26 protein-coding genes are annotated in these 25653 nt (G+C 64.5%); 16 read left to right on the forward strand and 10 right to left on the reverse strand.

Translation table 11 applies throughout. From position 1 onward, the window contains the following. Positions 1-122 precede the first annotated feature (122 nt). The 3 genes from HL671_RS08050 to HL671_RS08060 form a co-directional block, all read right to left on the reverse strand. Positions 123-2276, reverse strand: a complete 2154-nt coding sequence (locus tag HL671_RS08050; protein ID WP_463054344.1) for a L,D-transpeptidase family protein — start codon at positions 2274-2276, stop codon at positions 123-125. 100 nt (positions 2277-2376) lie between these two features. After that, positions 2377-2556: a hypothetical protein gene (locus tag HL671_RS08055; protein WP_148221548.1), complete on the reverse strand. Its 180-nt coding sequence runs from the start codon at positions 2554-2556 to the stop codon at positions 2377-2379. 39 nt (positions 2557-2595) lie between these two features. Continuing rightward, on the reverse strand, positions 2596-4089 hold the full coding sequence (locus HL671_RS08060) for a sigma-54-dependent transcriptional regulator (protein WP_172236082.1): 1494 nt from the start codon (positions 4087-4089) through the stop codon (positions 2596-2598). 120 nt (positions 4090-4209) lie between these two features. On the opposite strand from HL671_RS08060, the gene HL671_RS08065 reads away from it, so the two are divergent. The 12 genes from HL671_RS08065 (at position 4210) to HL671_RS08120 (ending at position 15112) form a co-directional block, all read left to right on the forward strand. After that, positions 4210-6219 (forward strand): M3 family oligoendopeptidase, encoded by a 2010-nt coding sequence (locus tag HL671_RS08065; protein ID WP_172236083.1) that lies wholly within the window; start codon positions 4210-4212, stop codon positions 6217-6219. A 68-nt stretch (positions 6220-6287) separates the two neighbouring features. Then, positions 6288-6551, forward strand: a complete 264-nt coding sequence (locus HL671_RS08070; protein WP_172236084.1) for an AbrB/MazE/SpoVT family DNA-binding domain-containing protein — start codon at positions 6288-6290, stop codon at positions 6549-6551. Next, positions 6548-6934, forward strand: a complete 387-nt coding sequence (locus HL671_RS08075) for a type II toxin-antitoxin system death-on-curing family toxin (RefSeq protein WP_083780729.1) — start codon at positions 6548-6550, stop codon at positions 6932-6934. The genes HL671_RS08070 and HL671_RS08075 overlap by 4 nt, the downstream gene beginning before the upstream one ends. Before the next feature lie 105 nt (positions 6935-7039). Continuing rightward, complete coding sequence (locus HL671_RS08080; RefSeq protein WP_012046680.1) at positions 7040-7192, forward strand: aa3-type cytochrome c oxidase subunit IV; 153 nt, start codon at positions 7040-7042, stop codon at positions 7190-7192. A gap of 126 nt (positions 7193-7318) precedes the next feature. Continuing rightward, positions 7319-8446, forward strand: coding sequence for a Re/Si-specific NAD(P)(+) transhydrogenase subunit alpha (locus HL671_RS08085; protein ID WP_012046679.1), 1128 nt, complete (start codon positions 7319-7321; stop codon positions 8444-8446). Between the two features lie 24 nt (positions 8447-8470). Beyond that, positions 8471-8788, forward strand: a complete 318-nt coding sequence (locus HL671_RS08090; protein ID WP_006612207.1) for a proton-translocating transhydrogenase family protein — start codon at positions 8471-8473, stop codon at positions 8786-8788. 45 nt (positions 8789-8833) lie between these two features. Beyond that, the gene (locus HL671_RS08095; RefSeq protein ID WP_172236085.1) at positions 8834-10231 is read left to right on the forward strand and encodes an NAD(P)(+) transhydrogenase (Re/Si-specific) subunit beta; all 1398 of its coding nucleotides are present in this window, start codon (positions 8834-8836) and stop codon (positions 10229-10231) included. Between the two features lie 18 nt (positions 10232-10249). Then, positions 10250-11050: an alpha/beta hydrolase gene (locus HL671_RS08100; RefSeq protein ID WP_172236086.1), complete on the forward strand. Its 801-nt coding sequence runs from the start codon at positions 10250-10252 to the stop codon at positions 11048-11050. A gap of 100 nt (positions 11051-11150) precedes the next feature. Next, on the forward strand, positions 11151-12485 hold the full coding sequence (locus HL671_RS08105; protein ID WP_172236148.1) for a sodium:proton antiporter: 1335 nt from the start codon (positions 11151-11153) through the stop codon (positions 12483-12485). 110 nt (positions 12486-12595) lie between these two features. Further along, positions 12596-13693: a calcium:cation antiporter gene (locus HL671_RS08110; RefSeq protein ID WP_172236087.1), complete on the forward strand. Its 1098-nt coding sequence runs from the start codon at positions 12596-12598 to the stop codon at positions 13691-13693. Between the two features lie 17 nt (positions 13694-13710). Further along, positions 13711-13995, forward strand: coding sequence for a cupin domain-containing protein (locus tag HL671_RS08115; protein WP_172236088.1), 285 nt, complete (start codon positions 13711-13713; stop codon positions 13993-13995). A gap of 229 nt (positions 13996-14224) precedes the next feature. Continuing rightward, on the forward strand, positions 14225-15112 hold the full coding sequence (locus HL671_RS08120) for a hypothetical protein (protein WP_172236089.1): 888 nt from the start codon (positions 14225-14227) through the stop codon (positions 15110-15112). A 255-nt stretch (positions 15113-15367) separates the two neighbouring features. Here the strand turns inward: HL671_RS08120 and rpsU are convergent, their stop codons facing one another. The 3 genes from rpsU to purE all read right to left on the reverse strand — a co-directional run bounded on the left by rpsU (position 15368) and on the right by purE (position 17433). Next, positions 15368-15670 (reverse strand): 30S ribosomal protein S21, encoded by a 303-nt coding sequence (gene rpsU / locus HL671_RS08125; protein WP_009028248.1) that lies wholly within the window; start codon positions 15668-15670, stop codon positions 15368-15370. Positions 15671-15832: 162 nt separating this feature from the next. Then, positions 15833-16948: a 5-(carboxyamino)imidazole ribonucleotide synthase gene (locus HL671_RS08130; protein WP_172236090.1), complete on the reverse strand. Its 1116-nt coding sequence runs from the start codon at positions 16946-16948 to the stop codon at positions 15833-15835. Beyond that, on the reverse strand, positions 16945-17433 hold the full coding sequence (gene purE / locus HL671_RS08135; RefSeq protein ID WP_012046671.1) for a 5-(carboxyamino)imidazole ribonucleotide mutase: 489 nt from the start codon (positions 17431-17433) through the stop codon (positions 16945-16947). Before purE ends, HL671_RS08130 begins: the two co-directional genes overlap by 4 nt. Before the next feature lie 146 nt (positions 17434-17579). Between purE and HL671_RS08140 the strand changes: the two genes are divergently transcribed. Then, positions 17580-18248 carry a GGDEF domain-containing protein gene (locus HL671_RS08140; protein WP_049795425.1) on the forward strand — a complete coding sequence of 223 codons (669 nt, stop codon included), beginning with the start codon at positions 17580-17582 and terminating at the stop codon, positions 18246-18248. 65 nt (positions 18249-18313) lie between these two features. On the opposite strand, the gene HL671_RS08145 is transcribed toward HL671_RS08140, so the two are convergent. The 3 genes from HL671_RS08145 to HL671_RS08155 form a co-directional block, all read right to left on the reverse strand. Beyond that, a complete protein-coding gene (locus tag HL671_RS08145) occupies positions 18314-18565 on the reverse strand; it encodes a hypothetical protein (protein ID WP_172236091.1) in 252 nt (83 codons plus the stop codon). A gap of 75 nt (positions 18566-18640) precedes the next feature. Next, on the reverse strand, positions 18641-18853 hold the full coding sequence (locus tag HL671_RS08150; protein ID WP_012046668.1) for a hypothetical protein: 213 nt from the start codon (positions 18851-18853) through the stop codon (positions 18641-18643). A gap of 153 nt (positions 18854-19006) precedes the next feature. Continuing rightward, entirely contained in the window at positions 19007-19213 is a 207-nt protein-coding gene (locus HL671_RS08155; RefSeq protein ID WP_041751032.1) for a YdcH family protein, read from the reverse strand. Positions 19214-19504: 291 nt separating this feature from the next. Between HL671_RS08155 and HL671_RS08160 the strand changes: the two genes are divergently transcribed. Further along, positions 19505-19690: a YdcH family protein gene (locus HL671_RS08160; protein ID WP_083780728.1), complete on the forward strand. Its 186-nt coding sequence runs from the start codon at positions 19505-19507 to the stop codon at positions 19688-19690. Positions 19691-19930: 240 nt separating this feature from the next. On the opposite strand, the gene HL671_RS08165 is transcribed toward HL671_RS08160, so the two are convergent. Beyond that, on the reverse strand, positions 19931-21034 hold the full coding sequence (locus tag HL671_RS08165) for an NAD(P)/FAD-dependent oxidoreductase (RefSeq protein ID WP_172236092.1): 1104 nt from the start codon (positions 21032-21034) through the stop codon (positions 19931-19933). A gap of 211 nt (positions 21035-21245) precedes the next feature. Here HL671_RS08165 and HL671_RS08170 point away from each other — a divergent pair, with 211 nt between their 5' ends. After that, entirely contained in the window at positions 21246-23954 is a 2709-nt protein-coding gene (locus tag HL671_RS08170) for a sensor domain-containing protein (RefSeq protein WP_012046663.1), read from the forward strand. Between the two features lie 131 nt (positions 23955-24085). Continuing rightward, positions 24086-25633, forward strand: a complete 1548-nt coding sequence (locus HL671_RS08175) for a glycerol-3-phosphate dehydrogenase (RefSeq protein WP_172236093.1) — start codon at positions 24086-24088, stop codon at positions 25631-25633. Positions 25634-25653 lie beyond the last annotated feature (20 nt).

Consider the following 25653-nt stretch of genomic DNA (forward strand, 5'->3'; position numbering starts at 1 on the left):
GGTTGACCGTTGTGGTTAACCAACATTAAAAAAGCCCGCCGAAGATGTTACCTTCGGCGGGCTTCTTGATCTCACGTCGATATTTTCAGATCGTTATTTTCAGGTCGTGGACCTTGCTCGGATCAGCGGGTGAACACCCGTCGCACCGGGCGCCCGACCGGGGCCGGCGGGGTCGGCGAACCGCCGCCGAACAGGCGCTCGAAGAAGTTCGGCCCTGACCCCGACGAGAAGCTGTTGTCGCTGACATTGACCGCGCTCGGCAGTGGTCCGCGCGGCCGCGCATAGCTCGGCTGCGCGTGGGCGACGACGTTTTCGAGATCCTTGCCGCGGCCGTTCTTCAGGATCGAGATCATGGTCGCGTCGCGGCCATACACGTCCTTGCGGAACTGCAGCTTGCCGGCATCGTCGACGAAGGCGGTCTGGTAGGTGATGTTGACCGGGATCGGCGTCGGGAATTTCAGGTCGATCTCGCTCGAACCATACATGCTGCGGATACGCTCGGGCGTGTAGCGCTCGCCCGGCATGGCGATGTTCAGCAGAACGGATGCGTACTGGTCGGGATACTGCACGCGCATGCAGCCATGGCTGAAGGCGCGGTCCTCGCGCGCGAACAGATGCTTGTCCGGCGTGTCGTGCTGATAGACCAGGAACTTGTTCGGGAAGTTGAAACGGATGCGGCCGAGCGCGTTGGCCTCGCCCGGCGGCTGGGAGATGTGGATCGAGCCGTCGCGGGCGCGCTCCAGGCGAAGCCCCATGCGGTCGAGCACCGTCGGATCCTGCTGCAGCGCCGGCAGATATTCGTTGTAGATGATCGACGGCGGTACGTTCCAGGTCGGATTGACCGTGATGAACTTCATCGTCTCGCTGAGCAGCGGGGTCGCATGCTGGCCCGGCTTGCCGGTCACGACGCGGGTGGTCCAGACCTGGGCGCCGCGTTGCATGACCTTCAGCGTATAATCGGGAATGTTGAGGATCACATAGGCATCCCCGAGCGCCGGCGCGCCGAGGTCGCGCGGCAGCCAGCGCCAGCGCTCCATGTTGACGAGGATGGTGTCGATCTGCTTGTCGCGCTTGGGCGTGTTCAGCGCCTTCACGGTGCGATCGTCGAGCACGCCGGTCGGCTTGAGATCGGCGCTCTCCTGGAACTTGCGCACGGCCGCGGCGACCTTCGCATCATAGCGGATGTCGTCGGCATTCTCGGTGAGTCCGAGCTTGGCGCGGAGCTTCGGCACGCGCGGATCGGACATCTGCGCCTCGGCCTCGGGCGCGTTCTTGCCGCGGGCCGGGGTGTATTTCAGCGGCTGGCCGTCGTCGATGATGATCGGCGCCCCATCGCTGCCGCCGCGCAACTCGGCGAGCTTGGCCTTCAGCAGCTTGTAGAGCTTGTGCGGCGGGTTGTAGCTCTCAAGCGCCGCAGATGCGTCCTTGGCGGTGGTGACGTTGGCCAGCACCTCGTTCGGGTCGACCGGATGTTCGGGATATTGAATGTCCGCCGACACCTGCGACCAGTGCATGCGGCCGCTCTGCGCCTGGCGGGCATAGTCGAGCATGCTTTCAGTCAGCTTGAGATCGGCTTCCGCCAACGCATCGGGCGTGGCCGCCGCAGCGCTGAAATCGGGCACCGGATAATCGGCAGGATTGAGGCCGTCCGCCGCCGCATCCCGCAGGCGAGCGATCACGCCCTTGGCGGTCGCGGTCAGGTTGCCGGCCTGAGTCCAGATCGGCGCATAGTCGCGGCCGGTGTAGAATTTCTCGACCGCGGCGCGCTCGGTCTTGCGATCGAAATAGCGCGCGCCCTTGGTGGCGATCAGGTCGCGCAAACGATCGGCCACCGGCTGATCGGCCGCAGGAATGTTGCTGGCCGCCTTGACCGGATCCTTCGCCGGTTCGGGCGCCGTTGCCGTGGCAGCAGGCGGGCTGGCCATCGTCTTGGCTGGCTCAGCGGCCGGGGCCGCGACAGCGTCGAGCGGCTTCGTCGGCTCGGGTGCCTTGGCCTGCTCGGGGGTTTTGGCCAGATCCGGGGTCTTGTCGGGTGTCTTGGCCGGCCCGGGCGAGACCGTCGCGGTGGTGTCGAGCTTGAAATCGCTGGCGGTCGGCGGCGGCACATTGGCCGGCTCGGGCAGCGGGATCGCCGCATCGATGGCCAACTCGGCAGCGTTGTTGCGAGGCGCGTCACCCTGGGCCAAAGCCGAGGTCGCGGACACCGCGAGGAAGGTTGCCGCGACAGCCATCAACACGCGGTCATATCCGCCACGGGTGGTCACACAATCTCGCATCGTCAATCCCTCGGATGATTCGTTCCGTCCGGAACAGGGTCGGTCACACGCTCGCTTCTGCCCGCCGGCTCCGGCTCGAGCGCCCGCTTGTGAGAATGGATCACGCATGCACGCAATGATTCACCAAACGATACTCAAGCCCCATTTCTGCGGCCAGCGCCACACGGGACAACTCACGACAAACTGACTCTTGGGAAACCCCGGCCAAACCGATCGTGCGTTTGTGCCATGCGTTTTTTCCTTTGTCTGTCACCGCAAGGCAACGGTTCAGATGTTCCATTGTTGCGGAGCCTTGCGGCGTTTTTCGGACATGAGCCGATCATCCCAGCGGCGGAGATTCCGTCGCCGGCGTCTCGCCATTGGCTTCGTCGAGCTTGCGGTATAGCGTCGAGCGTCCGATTTTGAGACGCCGCGCAACCTCCGACATCTGGCCACGGTAATGCGCGATGGCGAAGCGGATGATCTCGTGCTCCAGTTCCTCGAGTGGGCGCACCTCGCCGCTCGCGGTCAGGAGCGGCAGAGCACCGTGCGAGGGCAGGGGAGCGATGGGTACTTCACTACCCGGCACGACCGCCGGCAGTGACGGGATGGGCCGCTCGACGGTGAGCGCGGGCGCCGGCTCCACCGGCGGTGCATGGGTCGGGATCAGCGGAAAATCCGCCACGCCGAGCAGATCGCTCTCGCTCATGACGACGGCGCGATAGACCGCGTTTTCAAGCTGGCGGATGTTGCCGGGCCAGTCGAGCTTGGTCAGATAGGCGACGGCGTCGCCGGCGATGCCGGTCACGGCGCGATTCTCCTCGGCCGCGAAACGCGCGAGGAAGTGCCGCAGCAGATGCGGAATGTCCTCGCGGCGCGCGCGCAAGGGCGGGATCGTCAGCGGCAGCACATGCAGCCGGTAGAACAGGTCTTCGCGGAAATGACCTTCCTTGACGCGTTCGAGCAGCCTGCGATTGGTCGCCGAGATGATGCGGACATCGACCTTGACCGGCTTGCGGCCGCCGACCGCCTCGACCGCGCCTTCCTGCAAAGCGCGCAGCAGCTTGACCTGGGCGGCGAGCGGCAGCTCGGAGACCTCGTCGAGGAACAGCGTTCCGCCATGGGCTTCGACGAATTTGCCCATGTGACGCTCGGTCGCGCCAGTAAATGCGCCCTTCTCATGGCCGAACAGAATCGATTCCACGAGGTTGTCGGGGATCGCGCCGCAATTGACCGCCACAAACGGCTTTGTCTTGCGCTCGCTGGTGCCGTGGATCGCGCGGGCGAACAGCTCCTTGCCGACTCCGGATTCGCCTTCGATCAAGACTGGGATCGAGGATGCCGCAGCCTTCTCGGCGATGCGCAGGATCGGCGCCATCGCCTCCGCCCGTGTAATGATGTCGTCGAACGTCAGCCGGCCCTCACGGCTGTGACGGATGCGCTGCAGCTCTCCCTTCAGCGCGGACGTGTTCAGGGCATTGCGCAAGGAGACCTGCAGACGCTCGATCCCGACCGGCTTGACCACGAAGTCCTGCGCGCCGGCGCGCATCGCCGAAACGACATTGTCGATCCCGCCATGCGCCGTCTGCACGATCACGGGTATCGAAATCCCGGCTTCGCGCATCTTGGACAGGACGCCCATGCCGTCGAGCCCGGGCATCACCAGATCGAGCACGATGGCGTCGATCGGGCCGGCGTCGGGATGGGTCAGCTTCTCGATGACGGCGTCGCCGGTGTCGACCACAATCGCCTCGTAGCCGCATTTCTGCACCATGTTCTCCACCAGCCGGCGCTGGACCGGATCATCATCGGCGATCAAAATGCTGGCAGCCATGGCTTTCCTTGCACGCTACGACTATCTGTCTCGAATCGGGGCACTCTCGCCGACGCCGATTAACGCAACCTTAAACCTCGCTGATCGGGATACACGTTCGAACAACAGGTTACCCATCCGATGACCTCGCGCGCTTCTTCCGCCCTCCGCAAGCCGACCAAGTCCGCTCCTCCGTCCAAAACCGCCAAGGCCAAGAAGGCCGCCGCCAAGCCGACGTCCGGCAAGCCGGCGTCCAACAAGCCGGCGTCCAACAAGCCGGCGTCCAAGTCGAAACCGGCGGTCAAAGCAGGGCGTGGTGCAGCGGCCAAATCGTCCGCCAAGCCCGCAAAGAAGGAGGTCGCGGCCAAGACGGGAATCGGGACGCTGCCCGAATGGAATCTCGGCGACCTGTATATGGGCATCGACGCACCGGAGATCGCTCACGATCTCGCGAAGATGGATGCCGAATGCGTCGCGTTTGAGACGGATTACAAGGGCAAGCTCGCCGAGCATGTCGCACGCGACGATGGCGGCGAATGGCTTGCAGCGGCCGTGCGGCGCTACGAGGCGATCGACGATCTTGCCGGCCGGCTTGGTTCATTCGCGGGCCTCGCGCATGCCGGCGACAGTGTCGATCCGGCGATTTCCAAATTCTACGGCGATATCTCCGAGCGACTGACCGCTGCATCCACGCATCTGCTGTTCTTCCCGCTCGAGCTCAACCGCATCGACGACGCGGTCATTGAGCGCGCGATGGAGACGCCGGCGCTCGGCCATTACCGGCCATGGATCGAGGATCTGCGCAAGGACAAGCCATATCAGCTCGAGGATCGCGTCGAGCAGCTGTTCCACGAGAAGTCGCAGACGGGCTATTCGGCCTGGAACCGGCTGTTCGATCAGACCATCGCCGGTCTGCGCTTCCAGGTCGGGGGAAAGGAGCTCGCGATCGAGCCGACCTTGAACTTCCTGCAGGACCGCGACGGTGCCAAGCGCAAGGCGGCCGCCGAGGCGCTGGCCAAGACCTTCAAGGCCAATGAGCGCACCTTCGCGCTGATCACCAATACGCTGGCCAAGGACAAGGACATCTCCGATCGCTGGCGCGGCTTCCAGGATGTCGCGGATTCCCGCCATCTCAACAACCGGGTCGAGCGCGAAGTGGTCGATGCGCTGGTGGCGTCGGTGCGCGCGGCCTATCCGAAGCTGTCGCATCGCTACTATCAACTGAAGGCGCGCTGGTTCAAAAAGAAGAAGCTCGCGCATTGGGACCGCAACGCGCCGTTGCCCTTCGCCGCCAACGCCACCATCGCCTGGCCGGACGCCAAGAACATGGTGCTGACGGCCTATCGCGGCTTCTCGCCTGAAATGGCCGACATCGCCCAGCGCTTCTTCGACCAGAGCTGGATCGATGCGCCGGTGCGGCCGGGCAAGGCGCCGGGCGCGTTCTCGCATCCGACCACGCCCTCGGCGCATCCCTATGTGCTGATGAACTATCAGGGTAAGCCGCGCGACGTGATGACGCTCGCGCACGAGCTCGGCCATGGCGTCCACCAGGTGTTGGCGGCGAGGCAAGGCGCGCTGATGGCGCCGACGCCGCTGACGCTCGCCGAGACCGCGAGCGTGTTCGGCGAGATGCTGACCTTCAAGCGCCTGTTGTCCGAGACCCGCGACGCCAAGCAGCGCCAGGCGCTGCTCGCCGGCAAGGTCGAGGACATGATCAACACGGTGGTGCGGCAGATCGCGTTCTATTCGTTCGAGCGCGCCGTGCACACCGAGCGCAAGAATGGCGAGCTCACCGCCGAGCGGCTCGGTCAGATCTGGCTGTCGGTGCAGACCGAGAGCCTCGGCGAAGCGATCGAGATCAAGCCGGGCTACGAGAACTTCTGGATGTACATCCCGCACTTCATCCATTCGCCGTTCTATGTCTACGCCTATGCGTTCGGCGACTGCCTCGTGAACTCGCTCTATGCGGTCTACGAGCATGCCGCCGAGGGCTTCGCCGAGCGTTATCTGGCGATGCTCGCCGCCGGTGGCACCAAGCATTATTCCGAGCTGCTCGCCCCGTTCGGCCTGGACGCCAAGGACCCGAAATTCTGGGATGGCGGCCTGTCGGTCATCGCCGGCATGATCGATGAGCTGGAGCGGATGGGGTAGTGGCGTATAACATTTGTTGAACTGGGTGGGCTTCTCTGTTATACAAGTGTACAACAGAGGAGCCTGCCATGAATGAAAGTCCCAAGGAGCTGAAGCCGGACAGCAGCGTGGTGCTGCAGGTCCGAAAGATCGGTAATTCCATCGGGCTGATCTTGCCTAAGGAGATGGTGGCCCGGCTGAACCTTAAAGAGGGGGACAAGCTGTTCCCTGTCGAGCAGCCGGGTGGCGGCATCATGCTGACGCCGCATGATCCGGATTTCGAGCGGGCGATGACAGTCGCCCGGCGCGGCATGAAGCGGTATCACAACGCGCTCTCCGAGCTGGCGAAATGAACGAGCCGTTCTGGCTCACGCGTCAGATGGTCGTTGCAATCCATGATGAGCAGCTTGCAATTCATGGCGGAGCAAGCGGCTTGCGCGACGAGGGCATGCTCGAGTCTGCGCTGGATCGCCCGAGAAACAAGTGGGCTTACGAAGGCGCAGAGCTTCCGGAGCTCGCCGCAGCCTATGCCTACGGCATTGCGCGCAATCATCCGTTCGTGGATGGCAACAAGCGGACCTCGCTGCTGGCGCTCTATACGTTCCTTGGCGTCAATGGATTCGATTTCGACGTCCCGGAAGCGGACGCCGCTGCGGTGATCCTCGCCCTCGCTGCGGGCGAGGTCAGCGAGGCCAGCCTGACGCGCTGGATCCGTGATAATTGGCCAAGCCAATAGGGTGATCGGAAAAGCCGATAGAACTGGCTGGCATGGCCGCCGTTGCCCTTGCATCGGCTTTGAGGTATGCGACCTTAACAAAGCATATTTCTCTGGGGGACCCCGATGGCAAACCATGGCGAGACCGCCTACTCGACGGCTGACGGCAACGACTACGCGGCGCATGAAGCAACCTATGAGGGATTCATCGCGCTGGTGAAGTACGGCACCATCGGTGTCGCCCTCATCGTCATCTTGATGGCCATTTTCATCGCTTAATGTCGCTTTCGGCCCGCCGGCACCCCGCTGGCGGGCCTTCAGCTGAGTGCGGATGCCGCGCCCGCTGACGACACATCGCCGTCCCGCCCCTTTTAAGCTCGCGCGCGCATCCGCGCCGGAGGCCTCATGAAGATTGCCGTCGCCAAGGAAATCGACCCGTTGGAGCCGCGGGTCGCCGCCTCTCCCGACACGGTGAAGAAGTTCAAGGCGTTGGGCGCCGAGGTCGTGATCGAGCCCGGTGCCGGCATCAAGTCCGGCGTCCCCGACGCGGAGTTCACGGCAGCCGGCGCCACCGTGAGCGCCGACGCGCTGAAGGACGCCGACATCATCATCAAGGTGAAGCGGCCGGAGGCTTCCGAGCTCGCCAACTACCGGCGCGGCGCGCTGGTGTTCGCGATCATGGATCCCTATGGCAATGACGCTGCGCTGAAGGCGATGGCCGATGCCGGCATAGCGTCCTTTGCGATGGAATTGATGCCGCGCATCACCCGCGCCCAGGTCATGGACGTGCTGTCGAGCCAGGCGAACCTCGCCGGCTATCGCGCGGTCATCGAAGGGGCCGAGGCCTTCGGCCGGGCCTTTCCGATGATGATGACCGCCGCCGGCACCGTGCCGGCGACCAAGGTCTTCGTGATGGGCGTCGGCGTCGCCGGCCTTCAGGCGATCGCGACTGCGCGCCGGCTCGGCGCCATCGTCTCGGCCACCGACGTCCGTCCAGCCACCAAGGAGCAGGTGGAAAGCCTCGGCGCCAAGTTCCTGGCCGTCGAGGATGAGGAATTCAAGAATGCGCAGACCGCCGGCGGCTACGCCAAGGAAATGTCGAAAGAGTATCAGGCCAAGCAGGCGGCGCTGACGGCGGAACACATCAAGAAGCAGGACGTCATCATCACGACGGCGCTGATCCCCGGCCGTCCGGCCCCGCGCTTGGTCACCATGGAGATGGTGAAGTCGATGCGTCCGGGCTCGGTGCTGGTCGACCTCGCAGTCGAGCGCGGCGGCAATGTCGAAGGCGTCAAGCTCGGCGAGACCGTCGAGATCGACGGCGTCAAGATCATCGGCTTCCCGAACCTGGCCGGGCGCGTCGCCGCCTCGGCCTCGGGGCTGTACGCCCGCAACCTCTTCGCCTTCATCGAGACGATGATCGACAAGAAGGAGAAGACGCTGGCGGTCAATTGGGACGACGAACTGGTCAAGGCCACGGCTTTGACAAAGGACGGCGCCATCATTCACCCGAACTTCCAGCCGAAGGCCTAGTCGGAAGACACAAGGAGCAAAGCCATGGAGCATGTCGTCCAAGCCGTCGATCCGTTCGTCTTCCGGCTGTCGATCTTCGTCCTCGCCGTTTTTGTCGGCTATTTCGTCGTGTGGTCGGTGACCCCGGCGCTGCATACGCCGCTGATGTCGGTGACCAATGCGATCTCCTCGGTCATCGTGGTCGGCGCCCTGCTGGCGGTCGGCGTCTCCATGGTGTCGAGCGGCAGCGGTCTGGCGCGGGCCTTCGGCTTCATCGCGCTGATCTTCGCCTGCGTGAACATCTTCGGAGGCTTCCTCGTCACCCAGCGCATGCTGGCGATGTACAAGAAGAAGTCCAAGTAACAACGCCGCACGACGCGGGATGACAGGCACAACGGGGCATCTGCAATGAACGCCAATCTGTCGGCACTCCTTTATCTCGTGGCAGGTGTGCTGTTCATCCTGTCGCTGCGCGGGCTGTCCAGCCCGGCCACCAGCCGCCAGGGCAATCTGTTCGGCATGGTGGGCATGGGGATCGCGGTCCTTACCACGCTCGCCAGCCACCCGCCGGCGGATGCGCTGGCCTGGATCCTGGTGATCCTCGGCGTCGCGATCGGCGGCGGCATCGGCGCGGTCATCGCCCGCCGGGTGCCGATGACGGCGATGCCCGAACTCGTCGCCGCCTTCCACTCGCTGGTCGGCATGGCCGCGGTGCTGGTCGCCGCAGGGGCCTTCTTCGCGCCGGAAGCCTTCGACATCGGCACGGCCGGCAACATCCATCCGCAGAGCCTCGTCGAGATGTCGCTCGGCGTCGCCATCGGCGCGCTGACCTTCACCGGCTCGGTGATCGCGTTCCTCAAGCTGTCGGCGCGGATGAGCGGCGCACCGATCATCCTGCCGGCGCGCCACCTGATCAACATTGCGCTCGCCGTCGCGCTCGTCTTCTTCGTCATCCGCCTCGTGCTGACCGGCGGTGGCTTCGACTTCCTGATGGTCACGCTCCTGGCGCTGGCGCTCGGCGTGCTGATGATCATCCCGATCGGCGGCGCCGACATGCCGGTCGTGATCTCGATGCTGAACTCCTATTCGGGCTGGGCCGCCGCGGGCATCGGCTTCACGCTGGGCAATTCGGCGCTGATCATCACCGGCGCGCTGGTCGGCTCGTCCGGCGCCATCCTGTCCTACATCATGTGCCACGCGATGAACCGCTCCTTCATCTCGGTTATCCTCGGTGGCTTCGGCGGTGAGACTGCGTCCGCGGGGGCCGCCGCGGGCGAACAGAAGCCGGCCAAGCTCGGTTCGGCTGACGATGCTGCCTTCATCATGAAGAACGCGTCGAAGGTCATCATCGTCCCCGGCTACGGCATGGCGGTGGCGCAGGCCCAGCACGCGCTGCGCGAAATGGCGGACACCTTGAAGAAGGAAGGCGTCGAGGTGAAATACGCCATCCACCCGGTCGCGGGCCGCATGCCCGGCCACATGAACGTGCTGCTCGCCGAAGCCAATGTGCCCTATGACGAGGTGTTCGAGCTTGAGGACATCAACTCGGAGTTTGCGCAGGCCGACGTCGCCTTCGTGATCGGCGCCAACGACGTCACCAACCCGGCGGCCGAGGAGGACAAGACCTCGCCGATCTACGGCATGCCGGTGCTGCAGGTCTGGAAGGCCGGCACGGTGATGTTCATCAAGCGCTCGCTAGCGTCCGGTTATGCCGGCATCGACAATCCGCTGTTCTACCGCGACAACACGATGATGCTGCTCGGCGACGCCAAGAAGATGACCGAGAACATCGTCAAGGCGATGTGACGGAGCCGGTCGGGAGCCATGACCGTCGTGAAATGGCTCCTGATCGTCGTGGTGGCGATCTACGCCACCGTGATTGCGGTACTGTTCGTGCGTCAGCGCGCGATGCTGTTTCCGATCCCGCCGGTCGGCCGCACGGCGCCTTCTGCCGCCGGCTTTCCGCAAGCTGAAGAGCATGTGCTGACCTCCGCCGATGGCGAGAAGGTCATTGCCTGGCATGTCCCGGCGAAGCCTGGGCACAAGCTCGTGCTCTATTTCCCCGGCAATGGCGATTTCCTCGCAGGGGTCGTCTCGCGCTTCAAGGCGCTGACCGCCGACGGCACCGGTCTCGTGGCGTTGTCCTACCGCGGCTATGCCGGATCGACTGGCAGTCCCAGCGAGACGGGGCTGCTTCAGGATGCCGCAGCCGCCTATGCGTTCACGCGGGAGCGCTATGCGGCCGACCGCATCGTGGCCTGGGGCTTTTCGCTCGGGAGCGGCGTGGCGACCGCAATTGCTGCACAGCATCCGATTGCAAAGCTCATCCTGGAGGCGCCCTACACGTCGACCGTCGATGTCGCCTCCGAGATGCTCCGCGTCGTTCCGGTCAGCCTGCTGATGCGCGACAGCTTTCATTCGGACCGCCGCATCGCCGCGGTCCACGTGCCGCTCCTGATCATGCATGGGGCCCAGGATCCGGGGATTCCGATCCGCTTCGGGGAACGATTGTTCGCGCTTGCGCATGACCCCAAGCGCTTCGTACGGTTTCCTGACGGCGGACATAATGATCTGGATTTGTTTGGTGCGACCGAGACGGCAAAGACTTTCATCGACGGCCCTTAGCTTCGGCCTCAAGACGTGGCCGGCGCTGCTCGTTGGGGGTCTGGTTTTCGCAGCGCTGCCCGGGCCGGCGCATGCCGCCACCGGGCTGGACGGCGCCGCGATGACCTGGCCGTTCGCGCTGCCATTCGCCGGATTGCTGCTGTCGATCGCGCTCGGGCCGCTGCTGTTCGCCAAGTTCTGGCATCATCACTACGGCAAGATCGCTGCGGCATGGGCGTTGATGACGTTGGCGGCGTTGAGCTGGCAGGCCGGGCCCGGCGCCGCATTCGCGTCGTTCGTCCATGCGCTGCTTGCTGAATATCTCAGCTTCATCCTGCTGCTGTTCGCGCTCTACACGGTGGCCGGCGGTGTCCTGGTGACCGGCGACATCCGAGGCACGCCCGCCACCAATACGTCGATCCTCGCGCTCGGCACGATCATCGCGAGCGTGGTCGGCACCACGGGCGCGGCGATGATCCTCGTGCGGCCGCTGATCCGCGCCAATCTGACGCGGCCGCACAACGTCCATGTGCTGATCTTCTTCATCATCCTTGCGGCCAATGTCGGCGGCGCCTTGAGCCCGCTGGGCGACCCGCCGCTGTTCGTCGGCTTCCTGCGCGGCGTCGACTTCTTCTGGACCACGCGCAACATCTGGCTGCAGACGGCGATCGTCGCCGGCCTGCTGCTCGTCGTCTTCGCCGCGGTCGATGTTTGGCGCTACCGCGCCGAGAAACCGGCGAGCGTCGATGGTCCGACGGAGCCGCTGCGGGTCCGCGGGCTCGTCAACATCCTCCTGATCGCCGCCATCGTTGCCAACACGCTGATCTCTGCGACCTGGAAGCCGGGCATTTCTTTCGACGTTGTCGGCACGCATCTCGAGCTGCAGAACCTGGTTCGCGATGCCGTCCTGGTCGTGATCGCCGGATTGTCGCTCTGGCTCACCCCGGATGAGCACCGCGAGGCCAATGGGTTCACTTGGGAGCCGATCCGAGAGGTCGCCAAGCTGTTCGCCGCGATCTTCACCGCGATCGTTCCGGTCATCGCGATGCTGAATGCGGGCCATGGCGGCTCGTTCGGCTGGCTCCTGACCGCGGTGACGACGCCCTCCGGCGCGCCGCGCGAGGTCGCCTATTTCTGGTTTACCGGCTTGATGTCGGCCTTCCTCGACAATGCGCCGACTTATCTGTTGTTCTTCGAGCTCGCCGGCGGCGATCCCAAGGTGTTGATGGGCGAGCTGTCGGGAACGCTGGCCGCGATCTCGATGGGGGCGGTGTACATGGGCGCACTGACCTATATCGGCAACGCGCCGAACTTCATGGTCGCAGCGATCGCCAACGAGCAGGGCATCAGGATGCCGAGCTTTTTCGGCTACATGCTCCGGGCGGCCGCCATCCTGATCCCGCTCTTCGTGCTGCTGACGGTGCTGCCGATCCACCCGCTGCTCGACCCGCATTGATCCGATGCTGATGTCGGAGGCCGTGCCGGTCGAGAAGCGTGCGTCCCGGCGCGTGACGATCGCCGCGCCATCGCGCATAGTCGATGGGAACCGATCGAGGAGCGCGAATCATGAGCGTGAAGGGTGCCACGCCGGCATCGTCGGTGATCTTCCCCGGCCTCGCCGTGGCGCTGGTCGTGGGGGTCACGGCATTGCATTACGACTTCACTCCGTCAGCGGTTGGACTGGTGTTTGCGGCCGTGCTGCTGGTCATCCTGTTCGGCACGGTGTTCGCGGCCGTGCATCACGCCGAGGTGATCGCGCATGAGATCGGCGAGCCGTTCGGCACGCTGCTGTTGACGCTGGCGGTGACGATTATCGAGGTGGCGCTGATCGCCACCATCATGCTCGGCGACAAGGCTGCGCCGGCGCTGGCCCGTGACACGGTGTTCGCCGTCGTCATGATCGTATGCAACGGCCTGGTCGGAATCTGCATCTTCATTGGCAGTCTGCGCTATCGCGAGCAGGACGTGCTCGTGTCCGGTGCCAATCTCTATCTCAGCGTGCTGTTCACGATGGCGACCATCACGCTGGTGCTACCGAACTACACGCTGACCTCTCCCGGTCCGGTCTATTCGACGGCGCAGCTCGCCTTCGTCAGTATCGTCACGATCCTGCTCTACGCGATGTTTCTTTATACGCAGACCACCCGGCACCGGGACTATTTCGTTGGCAGCTCGGCCGGCTTCGCCGATGATGATGTCCGGCTGCCGCGCAGCAAGCTGATGCTCAGCGTCGGGCTGTTGCTGGTCGCGCTGCTCGCTGTCGTGCTGCTCGCCAAGAAGTTCTCGCTGGTGGTCGATGCCGGCGTGGCCGCGACCGGTGCGCCGCCCGCCGTCGCGGGCGTGTTGGTGGCGCTGCTGATCCTGCTGCCGGAGAGCGTGGCGGCGATCTCGGCGGCGCGCGCCAACGATCTGCAAAAGAGCATCAACCTGGCGCTGGGATCGTCGCTCGCGACCATCGGCCTGACCATTCCGGCCGTGGCGGTCGCCGCTTATGCGCTCGACAAGCAGCTCGTGCTCGGGCTCGATGCCCAGGGAATGGTGCTGCTGGTCCTGACCTTCGTGCTGAGCATGCTGACCTTCGGCACAGGCCGGACCAACATCCTGTTCGGGCTGGTGCACATGGTCGTGTTCGCGATATTCCTCTTCCTGCTCTTCGTGCCCTGATTTTGAGAGAGATCCGCATGCTCAGCGCTCAATCCGACGTCCAGGTCGATACGCCCGAGGTCCGCGTCACGGAGTGGCGGCTGGCGCCGGGGAGTGCGACGGGGCGCCATATCCATGAAATGGATTACGTGATCGTGCCCGTCACCGCCGGCCAGATGACGATCGTGGCGCCGTCGGGAGAGCGCTCGAAGGCGCAGCTCGCGGTCGGGAAATCCTACTTCCGCAAAGCGGGCGTTGAACACGATGTGCTGAACGAGACGGGTTCCGAGATCGTTTTCCTGGAAGTTGAATTGAAGCCGTAACCAATTGTTTACCGGCATGCCGCTGATTGTGGTATCTTGAACCGGTGATCCGGTTTGCTATGGCGCCGCCCAGTGCGGCCGCACGGCTCCGGTCTGAACGGCTTTCAGGAAACGATCTTGCGAAGGGCGCGCCGGTCCGCTTGGCAGGCGTGAGCTTCGGAAGGTGGGGAATGGTCCCTTAATTGTGCCTCAAAGTTCCCGCAAATACCGCGCCGCGGGAGTGGTCAGCATGCTGAAATATCTCACCAAGTTCGCCATGGAGATCATCCCGTCGGTGGTGGCGACCATCATCGGCGCGTACATCGTCAACCACTACATCAATACCAAGCCCGACTCGCCGCCCTCGACCGTGGCGTCCGTTGCGTCGGCGGCCTACGCCAAGCTCACTGGCGCCAAGAGCGACGCGTCCAAGACCGACGCGTCCGCAAGTCACACCGACGCGACCAAGGTGGATGCCAAGTCCGCCGAGACGTCGGCCGAGGTCTCCAACGTGCCGGCGCCGGGCATCAAGGCGAAGGGCGTCTCGGAGAAATCGCTGACCGAAAAGGCTGCGGAGAAGGCTGTCGAGGTGAAGCCGGCCGAGACGGCGAGCCTTCCGGCCGAGACCCCGCGCCGTGCGGCCTCGCCGCGCGAGAAGCTGATCGCGCGAGGAACTCCCGCAGAGGCGCCGGCCGCTCAGCCGGAGGAGCGACGCGATGCCGCCGATCTGGCGCGCGCGGCGATCGAACGGCTGCGTGCGAGCGAGAGCACCGGCAAGGCGTCGAGCGAAAAGCCGGCCGATGCTGCCCGTGGTGCCGGCGAAGCGCCGCGTATCGTCACGGCGACGCCTCCGGTCTCTGCGGTCCGGCCGTTGCCGCCTCCCGTCACGGTTTCGGCTCCGCCGGCCGAGCAAAGCTTCGGCATGGCCCCGGCGTCCGGCACCAACCCGCCCTATACCGGGGCGCTCCAGCCGGATGGGCGCCCGACGCCGCCGGCCGAAATCCCGACACGCCAGTTGAGCCCGCTCGATCTGCGTGCGGACAAGAACGATCCGTCGATCAAGGATCAGATGTCCAACGTTGCGCAGGACATGATGTCGGCTGCGAAGTCCGTGTTCCATTCGGTCCTGCCGAAATAGCGGACTTGCTCAGCTCCTGCGGTGATCTCAAAGCGGCGGCCAAGGGTCCGCCGCTTTTGCTTTGGTCGGTACCATCGAAGGACAAGTGAGACCGGCGTTCCGAAGGATGCTCGGGACGAAATCGCCGGATGCCAAGATGGCCGGGTGGTCGTCGGCGGCGTCTCCCGCGCAACAGCGCTCCCGCTTACAGCAGGCAAAATAAAAGCGCGGGCTGCAGGCCCGCGCTTGGAACATCGTCAAATCTGTTTGGGCAGATCAGCGCGGCGCGCCGGGACGGGGGCCTGCGCCCGGTCCGCGACCAGCACCGCGGTCGCCACCTGCGCCAGCGCCGAACACCGGCTTCGGCTTCATCGGCAGCAGGCCTTCGCGCTGCAGCTTCTTGCGGGCCAGCTTGCGTGCGCGGCGCACGGCTTCGGCCTTCTCGCGTGCTTTCTTCTCAGAGGGCTTCTCGTAATGGCCGCGGAGCTTCATCTCGCGGAAAATGCCCTCGCGCTGCATCTTCTTCTTGAGCGCCTTGAGAGCTTGATCGACATTGTTATCGCGAACGAGAACCTGCACGCGGCATCCTCTTTCTCAGTCTATCGGTTTGAAATCTGGTGAAAGCCAGGGCTGGCAAAAGGCCGCGCCCTTAACCTTGAGGGCGCCCGTGTATCAGACAACACCATCCCTGTCCACCCGGTGCCGGGCTCTGGATGGAAAGTTTAACGCGCCAGAAGCGGATTATTTCAGGCCCGCCCTTGGCGGCATCGGGGACACCTGGGTGACATGCCCCATTTTGCGGCCCGGCCGGGCCGCCCCCTTGCCATAGAGGTGCACGGTGGCGCCGGGAACCGTGAGCCATTGCTCGTAGCTGTTGATCTCGTCGCCGATCAGATTGGTCATCGTGACCTGCCCGTGGCGCAGCGGCTTGCCAAGCGGCCAGCCCGCGATCGCCCGGATGTGCTGCTCGAATTGCGAAATCGAAGCCCCATCCAAGGTCCAGTGGCCGGAATTATGCACCCGTGGGGCAATCTCGTTGACCAGCACGCTGGGACCGGAGGGGCCGGGCACGACGAACATCTCGACAGCCAGCACGCCGACATAATCGAGCGCGGTGGCGATCCGGCTGGCAATGTCGCGGGCCTCGTCGGCCAGCGTGTCCGGGATGCGGGCCGGCGCCTGCGACACTTTCAGAATGTGATCGCGATGCTCGTTTTCCGTGACGTCGAAACACTCGACCTGTCCGTCAGCCCCCCGCGCGGCGATCACCGAGATCTCGCGCTCGAACGGGACGAAGGCTTCCAGAATCGCGGATTTGGTACCGAGCTCAGCCCACAGTTTTTCCAGGTCATCGCCCTGGCGGATCTTCACCTGACCTTTGCCGTCATAGCCGAAGCGGCGGGTTTTCAGCACGGCCGGCAGGCCGATCCGCAGGATCGCTTCGCGCAGCGTGGATGGCGAGGAGACATCGGCGTAATTGGCCGTTCGGATACCGAGCGAGGTCACGAAATCCTTTTCCGTGAGCCGATCCTGCGTGGTTTCGAGCGCCGAGCGGCTCGGCAGCACGGGACGTCTGGCAGCCAGCACCATGGCAGCGGCCGATGGCACGTTTTCGAACTCATAGGTCACGACATCGACGTCGTTGGCGAACAATTCGAGCGCTTCGACATCGGCATATTCGGCGCAGGTTGCGTTCAGGACAACATCGAATGCCGGCGAATCCGGGTCCGGCGAGAACACCTGGCAGCGCAACCCGAGCCGCGCCGCCGCCAGCGCCAGCATGCGGCCGAGCTGGCCGCCGCCGAGAATGCCGATCGTGTCGCCGGGCTTCAGCTTCACCCGATTGGACCCGCTCACGCCGCGCCCTCCGGACGCTCGGCGATCGAACTCGTCTGCTGCTGCCGCCAGGCCGAAAGCCGCTCGGCAAGGGCGGTATCCGAGAGCGCCAGCACGCTGGCCGCGAGCAGGGCCGCATTGACCGCCCCGGACTTGCCGATGGCCAGCGTCCCGACCGGAATGCCGGCCGGCATCTGAACGATCGAATAGAGCGAATCGAGCCCCGATAGCGCCTTGGATTCGACCGGGACGCCGAATACTGGCAGCTCTGTCAGCGACGCCGTCATGCCCGGCAGATGCGCTGCGCCGCCTGCACCGGCGATCACGACCTTGTAGCCGGCCGCCTTGGCGCCTTTGGCAAAGGCGTAGAGCCGATCCGGGGTCCGATGCGCCGAGACGATGCGGGCGTCGTAGCTCACACCGAGGGCGCCGAGTGTATCGGCGGCATGACGCATGGTATCCCAGTCCGACTGGCTTCCCATGATGATGGCGATCGCGGCGGTCATGAACTCAATTCTCTCGGGAATCCAGAAGCATGGGCCGGAGTATAGGATCGGTCCCGACAGCGGCAAGCCATGGCATGGAGGTCTGAATGGACTATCCTGACTTGGTAAACCCCGGCAAGCCCAAACCTCGTGCGTCAAGGTCTCCGATGAAAAAGAAGCGCATGATCAAGGCCGCGAATGCCGGAGCGCGCGGAACAAAATACCGTCGGAAGCCCGTGCGCGGCGCCGGGACGCGTGCGGCGGCGGCCCCGCCGGGGGCGCGCCAGGTCGTACGCCGCCTCAAGGCGGAACTCGCCGCGGCGCAAGCCCGGATCGCTGAACTGACGGCTCTGGCCGAGCGCGATGTTCTGCTCGACATCTTCAATCGGCGAGGATTTGCGCGGGAGCTCCACCGCTCCATCGCCTTCATCAAGCGCTATGACGCAACTGGCGCGCTGATTGTGCTCGACGTCGATCACCTCAAGCCGATCAACGATACGTTTGGACATGCCGCGGGCGACGAAGTCCTGAAGGCGGTGGCCGGTGTGCTCAGCGAAGTCGTGCGGTCCTCGGACGTGATCGGGCGGCTCGGCGGTGACGAGTTCGGCGTGCTCCTGTGGCACCTCAGCGAGGCCGATGCGCGCGCCAAGGCGGCCGAGCTGGAACACGCCATCGACAGTCTGAGCTTCACCTTCGATGGCCAGACGGTTCATGCCGGCGCCTCAGCCGGCGTTGCCGTTCTCGACAGGCGTGTCAATCCGGTGCGGGCGTTGGAGGAGGCCGACCGTGCGATGTATGTCCGAAAGGCCCAGCGCAGGCACGAAGCTCGTGCCTGAGGACCACAAGGAACGGGGCCTCCGTTCTCCCTGTGCGGGGGCAGGCCGCCGGCCATGCGACGGCGTCACAGCTCGCCGAGATCGTCCGGCAGCTCACCGAACTTGTGCAGCAGATGCGCGTCGCTGAATTCGCCCAACAAGGGATCGCCGCTGCGACTGAAGGCGACGGCTCCGATGTTGTCCCCGAGGCGCGACATTGCTTCTGCCCGGCGGAGCGCGGCCGTCGCGCTCCGGCATTCCTCTGCCGCTCCGGCGATCAGCGCGCCTGATTCGTCGAGTCGAAACGGCAGGGCCACGTAGTAGGTGACATCAGGCATCGCACGCGTCTCCAACTCGGTCGGGAGTACGGGCAGGCGTCGGGGCTCGTCCGCGGGCGGATCGAAGACGGCGGCTCAGGCGGCACTGCTCTTCGCTTCGTCCGAAAGGGCGTTCGGCATGCAGCCGCAGGAGATCGCGGCGCGCAGTTCGTGCAGCTCCAGTTCAAGATATTCGTTGGCGATGATCAGCGCCTTGATCGTGGAGCGCAGATTTCCGTCGCACATCGCGATCGCCTGATCGCAGGCCTGTTCGTAGAGGCGGTCTTGCGGAGAAAAGGGGGCGGGCATCAGATCGATCCTGTCTGCTCGGGCGGCGTGAGAGGCGGTCTGATTGTTCTTGTTTTGTTCTAAAATGTCAATTGCCGCCGACGTGTGAACTCACAGCGATCTGCGGACCCTGTTGGTCAGAACGTTATGCGTCAGGAATGCTGACGCTTGTGGTCAGGCGATGATGTCGGGCGTGATCTGGTCTTCGATGAAGGCGATCCGGTCGCGCAGCGACAGCTTCCGCTTCTTCAGTCGTTGCAGCCGCAACAAATCCGGCGCTGGCGATTGATGCAAAGCGTCAATCGCCGCGTCGAGATCGCGGTGCTCCTGCTGCAGGCGCGCGAGTTCGGCCTGCAGTTCGCGCTCGTCTTGGTCAGCCATGATCTATGATAGCAAAAAAGCGGACAGAAGGGGAAAGGCTTGCGGCGGGAGGTCGCAAATATTGCGCTTGCGAACCTCTCGCGCAAGTCGAGAACGACTGAATCACCGCCTCTGTCCCGTGAATTTCAAGTTGGTGTCAGTGCGAGATTCGTCCACATCTCCTCACGCTTCATTACACACGGCCTTCAAATTTGCATGTGCGGTCTTTTGGCCCCATCGACAGGTCAAACCACTTGTGTACACTTATTCACCCTGGTCGAATCTCAACTTGACCTATCGAGGAGGTTTCGAATGGCCCTTCAGGCGCATCTCGTTGAACTCGAGCGTAAGCATAAAGTTCTTGAAAACGAATTGCATGAAGCTCTCCTGCATCCATCGACTGACGACTTGCGTATTGCCGAGTTGAAGCGCCGCAAACTCATGGTGAAGGACGAGATCGAACGCTTGAGACAAGTGACGAGCGAGACGATTCACTGATTTGATCGCCTGAGATCACAACTGACGGATCCCGGCCGGGATCACCACTAACGCCAAAGACGCGTTCGCGCTGGGAAGGCACGCTTCGTGCCTTTCCCAGCCTATTCCCAGCCTATCATCTGAGGACGTCTTCGATGTGGACGTCTCCGTCTGGTGATTTCCGAACTGGAAACTCTGCCTGAAAATGTTGGGCGTCCTGATCTGACATCGCGCAGATTTTCCCCGCGCCAACTTCCTTCCTCAGTTCGCGGCGAGCTCGCCCACATGCTGCGCGATCGCAAGCGACGAGGTTAATCCGGGCGATTCGATTCCGAACAGATTGATCAGTCCGGCCACCCCGTGATCGCGCGGGCCCTGAATGACGAAGTCCTGCGAGGCCACCGCGGGCGGTACGATCTTCGGCCGGATGCCCGAATAGCTCGGCATCAAGGCACCGTCCGGCAGTGTCGGCCAGTATTTGCGGATCGCTGGATAGAAGCGTTCGGCGCGGGACGGGTCGACCGTGTAGTCGATGTGATCGATCCATTCGACGTCCGGGCCGAAGCGCGCCTGGCCAGCCATGTCGAGCGTCAGGTGGACGCCCAGCCCGCCAGGCTCCGGCACGGGATAGATCAGCCGCGAGAACGGCGCCTTGGCGCTGCAGCTGAAGTAATTGCCCTTGGCGAGATAGGCCTTGGGCACCAGCGCTGGCGGCATGCCCTCGATCAGCCCGGCCACGGCGGGCGCGTTCAGGCCGGCGGCATTGACCAGCAGCCGGGAGGCCAGCGTCATCGGCTGCTCCCCGCCAGCATCAATCTCGATCATATCGCCGGTCGCCCTGGCCCGCAGCAGCGGCGTGTTGAAGGCGAACGCGCCGCCCGCGTCCTCGATCTCGCCGCGCAGCGACAGCATGTAGGCGTGGCTGTCGAGGATGCCGGTCGACGGCGACAGCAGGGCCGCCTCGCAGGCAAGGGCGGGTTCCATGGCGCGCGCCTGCGGGCCCGACAGCAGCTGCATGCCCTCCACGCCATTCGCTTCGGCGTGTGCGCGGATGCCTTGCAGCTTCTCGGTCTCGGTCGGATTGGTTGCAACGATCAGCTTGCCGCAATTGCGGTAGGGAACGCCGTGCTCATCACAATACCGGTACAGCATCCGCTTGCCACTGACGCAGAAGCGGGCCATCAGGCTGCCGGCCTTGTAGTAGATGCCGGCATGGATCACTTCGCTGTTGCGGGACGAGGTGATGGTGCCGATGTCCTCGGCGGCTTCGAGGACGATCACTTCACGCCCCGAAATGGCGAGGTGGCGGGCGATGGCAAGCCCGACGACGCCAGCGCCGATGATGACGCAATCGACTTTATCCATGCGCGTTCCTGAAACGATTCGTGGAGTTATGGTCTCGTGCAATTTTTAGTAGGTGGAACCGCGTTCCAAAGCATGTCGCGTGTTAGCAAACCGTTCATCATGGGAGATCATTGACCGAATTTGCTTCGCCTTTTTCGAAGTTTGCCAAAGCCGTTTACCCGATCCCAACACGTGAAGCCAGATTATGCCATCCGAATACCGCGGGTGATCGATGGCTGGCAAGAATTGGCAGGCGAGCAGCAGAAATGCGTTTCCTGCGCGTGTCGTTGCGGCCGCGATGGCCGTCATGGCCGCGTTGGAAGCTGCATCGCCGGCGTGTGCCTGGGCCGCTCCGGCCGATTTCTCGCCCAGCAGCTTTGTGGGGGTCGTCGAGCCCGACGTGCTCTGGAAGGTGCTGATCGCCGGAATCGTGGTCTGCGCCTTTCTCGCCTCGGTGGTGATCTGGATCCATTCGAGCTTGCGGCGAACCAAGCGTGCGCAACTGCGCCGTAACGCCTTCGTCAGCTCCGCGCTGAACAATCTCAGCCAGGGTCTGATGCTGACGGACTCCGCCAATCGCGTCGTCTTCTATAACCGTCGGTTTCTCGAGATCTACGGCATGACCAGGGCGGACATCCCGCCCGGCTGTACCGGGCGAGATCTTGTCGAGCTTCGGCGTCAGCGCGGCCTGCTCGCGCTATCGGTCGAGGACTACGCCCGGAAGGCGCGCGAGCCGGACGGGTGTCTGACGGACCTGCCCGACGGACGCGCGGTCCGCGCGAAGATCTTCCGGCTGCCGACCGGGGGATCGATCGGCATCCACGAGGACTGCACGGTGCAGCGCCGGCTGGAGGACGAGCTCGCCTCGACCAAGCAGTTCCTCGAATCGGTGGTGGATCAGGTCCCGGCCTGCGTTGTCGCCAAGAACATCGAGGACGGCCGTTACATTTTCGCCAACCGCGCCTTCGAGCGGTTCGCGCGGGTGTCGCGGGACCGGATCATTGGAAAGCGCCCCGGCGACCTGTTCGGCGAGGAGACCGCCGCCAACATCACGCAAGCCGACCGCGCAGCGATGCTGGCGCCGGGCACCACCTATCGCAGCGAGCTCGTGGTCCAGCGCGGCGACGAGAAACGAATCCTGGAATCCCACCGGGTCGTCGCGCGCAATGACAAGAACGAACCGCAGTTCCTCATCGCCTTGTTCGATGATGCGACCGAGCGGCGCTCGCTCAGCCAGGAGCTGGAAAGCACCAAGAAGTTCCTGGAGCTCATCGTCGACAACATCCCGGTCTCGCTGATCGTCGAGAGCGCCGGCGATGGCCGCTACCTGCTCGCCAACCGCAGCGCGGAGATCATCCTCAACCGCAAGCGGGAGGATGCAACCGGCCTGACCACGGCCGACATCTTCAATCCGCGCGAGGCCAGGCTGATCATGGCGCGCGACGAAGCCGCCATCAAGAAGCGCGGGGTTTTGACCGAGGAACATCCGATCTCGACCAAGGACGGCCTGCGCCTGTTCCTGACCCGGCGGGCGACCGTGCTCGGCGACGGTGGCGAGCCGCAATATCTGATCAAGACCTATGAGGACGTGACCGACCGGCGCCAGACCGAATCGCGGATGGCGCATATGGCCTATCATGACGGCCTCACCGACCTGCCGAACCGCGCGGCGTTCCTCCAGGCCTTGAGCCAGATGATCGAAGCTTGCGCGGATACCGGCGAGGAATTCGCCGTCTTGAATGTCGATCTCAAGGGGCTGAAGGACGTCAATGATGTGTTCGGCCACGCCATCGGTGACAAGCTGCTGATCGAAGTCGCTCGCCGCGTGCACACCGTGGCAAGAGGCGGCGTGGTTGCACGGCTCTCCGGCGACGAGTTCGGCTTGATCATCGACGGCAAGCAACCGGAGACAGGCAGGGCGCTCGCTGAACAATTGGCCGCAGCCATCGCCGTCGAATTTCAGATCGAAGGCAAATCAATTCGCACCGCGCTGACGACCGGCATCTCGGTGTTCCCGCATAACGGCCCGGATCCGGCCTCGCTGCTCGCGAATGCCGGTGCAGCCCTGTTCCGCGCCAAGGCCAGGTCGCGTGGCAGCATCACCTTTTACGAACCCGAGATGGACCAGCAGATCCGCGACCGCCGCGTTCTGCATCAGGAGCTGTCGGTCGCGATCAAGAACGGCGAACTGTCACTGTACTTCCAGCCGCAGGCGAGCTCCGGCCGGACCGTGGATTGCAGCGAGATCATCGGTTTCGAGGCGCTGGCCCGCTGGCACCACCCCGTGCGTGGCTTCGTGCCGCCCAGCGACTTCATCCCGCTTGCGGAAGAGAGCGGAATGATCGTCGAGATGGGCGAGTGGATCCTGCGTGAGGCCTGCCGCGAGGCGGCGTCCTGGCCAAAGCCGCTGCAGGTCGCGGTCAACCTGTCGCCCGCCCAGTTCGTCCATGGCGATCTCGTCGCTCTGGTCCACTCCATCCTGCTGGAGACGGGGCTGTCGCCCGGCCGGCTCGAGCTCGAAATCACCGAGGGCGTGCTGATCGAGGATTTCGACCGCGGCGTCGCGCTGCTGCGCCGGTTGAAGGCGCTCGGTGTTCGCGTCTCGATGGACGATTTTGGCAGCGGCTACTCGTCGCTGAGCTATCTGCAGGCCTTCCCGTTTGACAAGATCAAGATCGATCGCGCCTTTGTCATGAATCTCGGCCGCAATCCGCAATCCGCGGCGATCATCCGTGCGGTGATCGGGCTTGGTCACGGCATGAACATGTCGATCGTGGCCGAAGGCGTCGAGACGCCGGAGCAACTCGGCTTCCTCGCCGAGCAGGGCTGCGATTCCGTTCAAGGCTATCTGCTGGGCAAGCCATTGCCGATCGACAAATATGACGGCATCGTCGGCCGCGCGCATGTCGACGCCATCACGGCGGTTCGCAAGACCGGATGACCGTAGGATTGCGGCCAGAGGCGATCGCGCAACAGCACGAATATATCCGCTGAGTCGTCCGCGTCGCGGCTACGAGAATCATCGATGCGGGCTTAGGATCGCATGTCCTGACACGCTCGAAGACGTTGCGTATGGCGGACTATGATCTTGCAATCATCGGCGGAGGTCTGAACGGCGTCAGCCTGGCGCGGGACGCGGTCGGCCGCGGCTTGCGCGTCATTCTGGTCGAGCAGGGCGACCTCGGCAGCGCAGCCTCCTCCGCCAGCTCGCGGCTGGTGCATGGTGATCTCGCCAGCTTGGAGCGCCGCCGCGTGTTGCGCGTGCGCGCCGCTCTTGCCGAACGCGACGTCTGGCTCAGGATCGCGCCGCATCTGGTGCGCCCGATCCGCTTCGCCATTCCCGCCCATGCCGAGGAGCGTCCGACCTGGCAGCTGCGCACCGGATTGTGGCTCTACGACCGGCTCGCGGCTCGCAAGCGGTTGCCCGCCGCGACGACGCTGGACGTGACGCATCATCCGATCGGCGACGCGCTGAAGCGCCCGATCGGAACGGCGTTCGCCTATTCCGATTGCGTGGTCGACGATTCCCGATTGGTGGTGCTGACGGCGCTGGACGCGGCCGAGCGTGGCGCCGCGATCCGGACCGGTGCCCGTTGCGTGCGGGCCGACCGCGACCGCATCTGGCGGCTGGCGATCATCGACCGCGGCCATCGGCGGATCGTCACGTCCCGGGCCCTTGCCAACGCGACCGGCGCGTGGAGCGTCTCGACGGCGGAGACCGTGCTGCGTCAGCCGCCGCCGCGGGTCGTCGCGCGGCAGATCAGTCAGATCGTGGTGCCCCGGCTGTTCGATGTCGACGCGGTCTACGTCTTCCAGAACCATGACGGCAGGCTGATCTTCGCCCAGCCCTATGAGCGGGACTTCACCCTGATCGGCACGGTCGCCCATGAGTTCAAGGGCGATCCGGCGGTGGTGGCGATGCCGGCGCCTGACGTCGCCTATCTCTGCCGGGCCGCCAACCGCTATTTCCGCTCCGACATTCAGCCTGTCGACGTGGTGCGGACGGTCTCCGGAGCCAACATGATGCTGCGCGCCGCCGGCGGTGAGCGGTTGGAGACCGTCGTGAGCCTCGAGGCCAGCCGGACCCAGGCGCCGCTGCTGACGATGTGCGGCGGCGACGTCACCACCGCCCGGCGGCGCGCCGAGCAGGCGATCAACCGGCTCGCGACCTTCTATCCGATGTCGCCGCGCTGGACCGCTGGCGCGCCTTTGCCCGGCGGTGATTTCGATTGGAACCGGTTCGACGATCTGGTGGACGACGTCCGCGAGCGTTGGCGGTTCCTCAGCGAAGCCGAGGCAAGGCGCCTGGCAGGCGCCTACGGCACACGGCTCGCCGACGTCCTGGGGGACGCCAGCAGCAGGGCCGAGCTGGGCCGCGCGTTCGGATCGCAGCTGACGGAGGCCGAGGTCCGCTATCTCATGACCAAGGAATGGGCCCGCTTTCCTGACGACGTGCTGTGGCGGCGGACCAAGCTCGGCCTGACCCTCGGCGCCGCCGAACAGGAGGCGCTTGCAGCCTTCATGGCCGCGGCAGCCCGTGACCAGAGCACGATGCCTCCGCATGAGGTGGACGGGGATAGTCCGGCCCGTGCGGTTGAGCTGCAGGCCATCGGCGGCTAGCTTGCCCTCGCCGTGCCGTT

The sequence above is a fragment of the Bradyrhizobium denitrificans genome, assembly GCF_013179005.1.
Classification (GTDB): domain Bacteria; phylum Pseudomonadota; class Alphaproteobacteria; order Rhizobiales; family Xanthobacteraceae; genus Bradyrhizobium; species Bradyrhizobium denitrificans.

Coding starts and splice junctions, on each gene's coding strand:
- purE (WP_012046671.1), bottom strand. CDS start 17,433: ATGACCGCCGCGATCGCCATCATCATGGGAAGCCAGTCGGACTGGGAT.
- HL671_RS08080 (WP_012046680.1), top strand. CDS start 7,040: ATGGCAAACCATGGCGAGACCGCCTACTCGACGGCTGACGGCAACGAC.
- HL671_RS08065 (WP_172236083.1), top strand. CDS start 4,210: ATGACCTCGCGCGCTTCTTCCGCCCTCCGCAAGCCGACCAAGTCCGCT.
- HL671_RS08090 (WP_006612207.1), top strand. CDS start 8,471: ATGGAGCATGTCGTCCAAGCCGTCGATCCGTTCGTCTTCCGGCTGTCG.
- HL671_RS08115 (WP_172236088.1), top strand. CDS start 13,711: ATGCTCAGCGCTCAATCCGACGTCCAGGTCGATACGCCCGAGGTCCGC.
- HL671_RS08170 (WP_012046663.1), top strand. CDS start 21,246: ATGGCTGGCAAGAATTGGCAGGCGAGCAGCAGAAATGCGTTTCCTGCG.
- HL671_RS08140 (WP_049795425.1), top strand. CDS start 17,580: ATGAAAAAGAAGCGCATGATCAAGGCCGCGAATGCCGGAGCGCGCGGA.
- HL671_RS08060 (WP_172236082.1), bottom strand. CDS start 4,089: ATGGCTGCCAGCATTTTGATCGCCGATGATGATCCGGTCCAGCGCCGG.
- HL671_RS08050 (WP_463054344.1), bottom strand. CDS start 2,276: ATGCGAGATTGTGTGACCACCCGTGGCGGATATGACCGCGTGTTGATG.
- HL671_RS08120 (WP_172236089.1), top strand. CDS start 14,225: ATGCTGAAATATCTCACCAAGTTCGCCATGGAGATCATCCCGTCGGTG.
- HL671_RS08105 (WP_172236148.1), top strand. CDS start 11,151: ATGACCTGGCCGTTCGCGCTGCCATTCGCCGGATTGCTGCTGTCGATC.
- HL671_RS08155 (WP_041751032.1), bottom strand. CDS start 19,213: ATGGCTGACCAAGACGAGCGCGAACTGCAGGCCGAACTCGCGCGCCTG.
- HL671_RS08150 (WP_012046668.1), bottom strand. CDS start 18,853: ATGCCCGCCCCCTTTTCTCCGCAAGACCGCCTCTACGAACAGGCCTGC.
- HL671_RS08095 (WP_172236085.1), top strand. CDS start 8,834: ATGAACGCCAATCTGTCGGCACTCCTTTATCTCGTGGCAGGTGTGCTG.
- HL671_RS08175 (WP_172236093.1), top strand. CDS start 24,086: ATGGCGGACTATGATCTTGCAATCATCGGCGGAGGTCTGAACGGCGTC.
- HL671_RS08085 (WP_012046679.1), top strand. CDS start 7,319: ATGAAGATTGCCGTCGCCAAGGAAATCGACCCGTTGGAGCCGCGGGTC.
- HL671_RS08145 (WP_172236091.1), bottom strand. CDS start 18,565: ATGCCTGATGTCACCTACTACGTGGCCCTGCCGTTTCGACTCGACGAA.
- HL671_RS08070 (WP_172236084.1), top strand. CDS start 6,288: ATGAATGAAAGTCCCAAGGAGCTGAAGCCGGACAGCAGCGTGGTGCTG.
- HL671_RS08100 (WP_172236086.1), top strand. CDS start 10,250: ATGACCGTCGTGAAATGGCTCCTGATCGTCGTGGTGGCGATCTACGCC.
- HL671_RS08165 (WP_172236092.1), bottom strand. CDS start 21,034: ATGGATAAAGTCGATTGCGTCATCATCGGCGCTGGCGTCGTCGGGCTT.
- HL671_RS08110 (WP_172236087.1), top strand. CDS start 12,596: ATGAGCGTGAAGGGTGCCACGCCGGCATCGTCGGTGATCTTCCCCGGC.
- HL671_RS08160 (WP_083780728.1), top strand. CDS start 19,505: ATGGCCCTTCAGGCGCATCTCGTTGAACTCGAGCGTAAGCATAAAGTT.
- HL671_RS08075 (WP_083780729.1), top strand. CDS start 6,548: ATGAACGAGCCGTTCTGGCTCACGCGTCAGATGGTCGTTGCAATCCAT.
- HL671_RS08055 (WP_148221548.1), bottom strand. CDS start 2,556: ATGGAACATCTGAACCGTTGCCTTGCGGTGACAGACAAAGGAAAAAAC.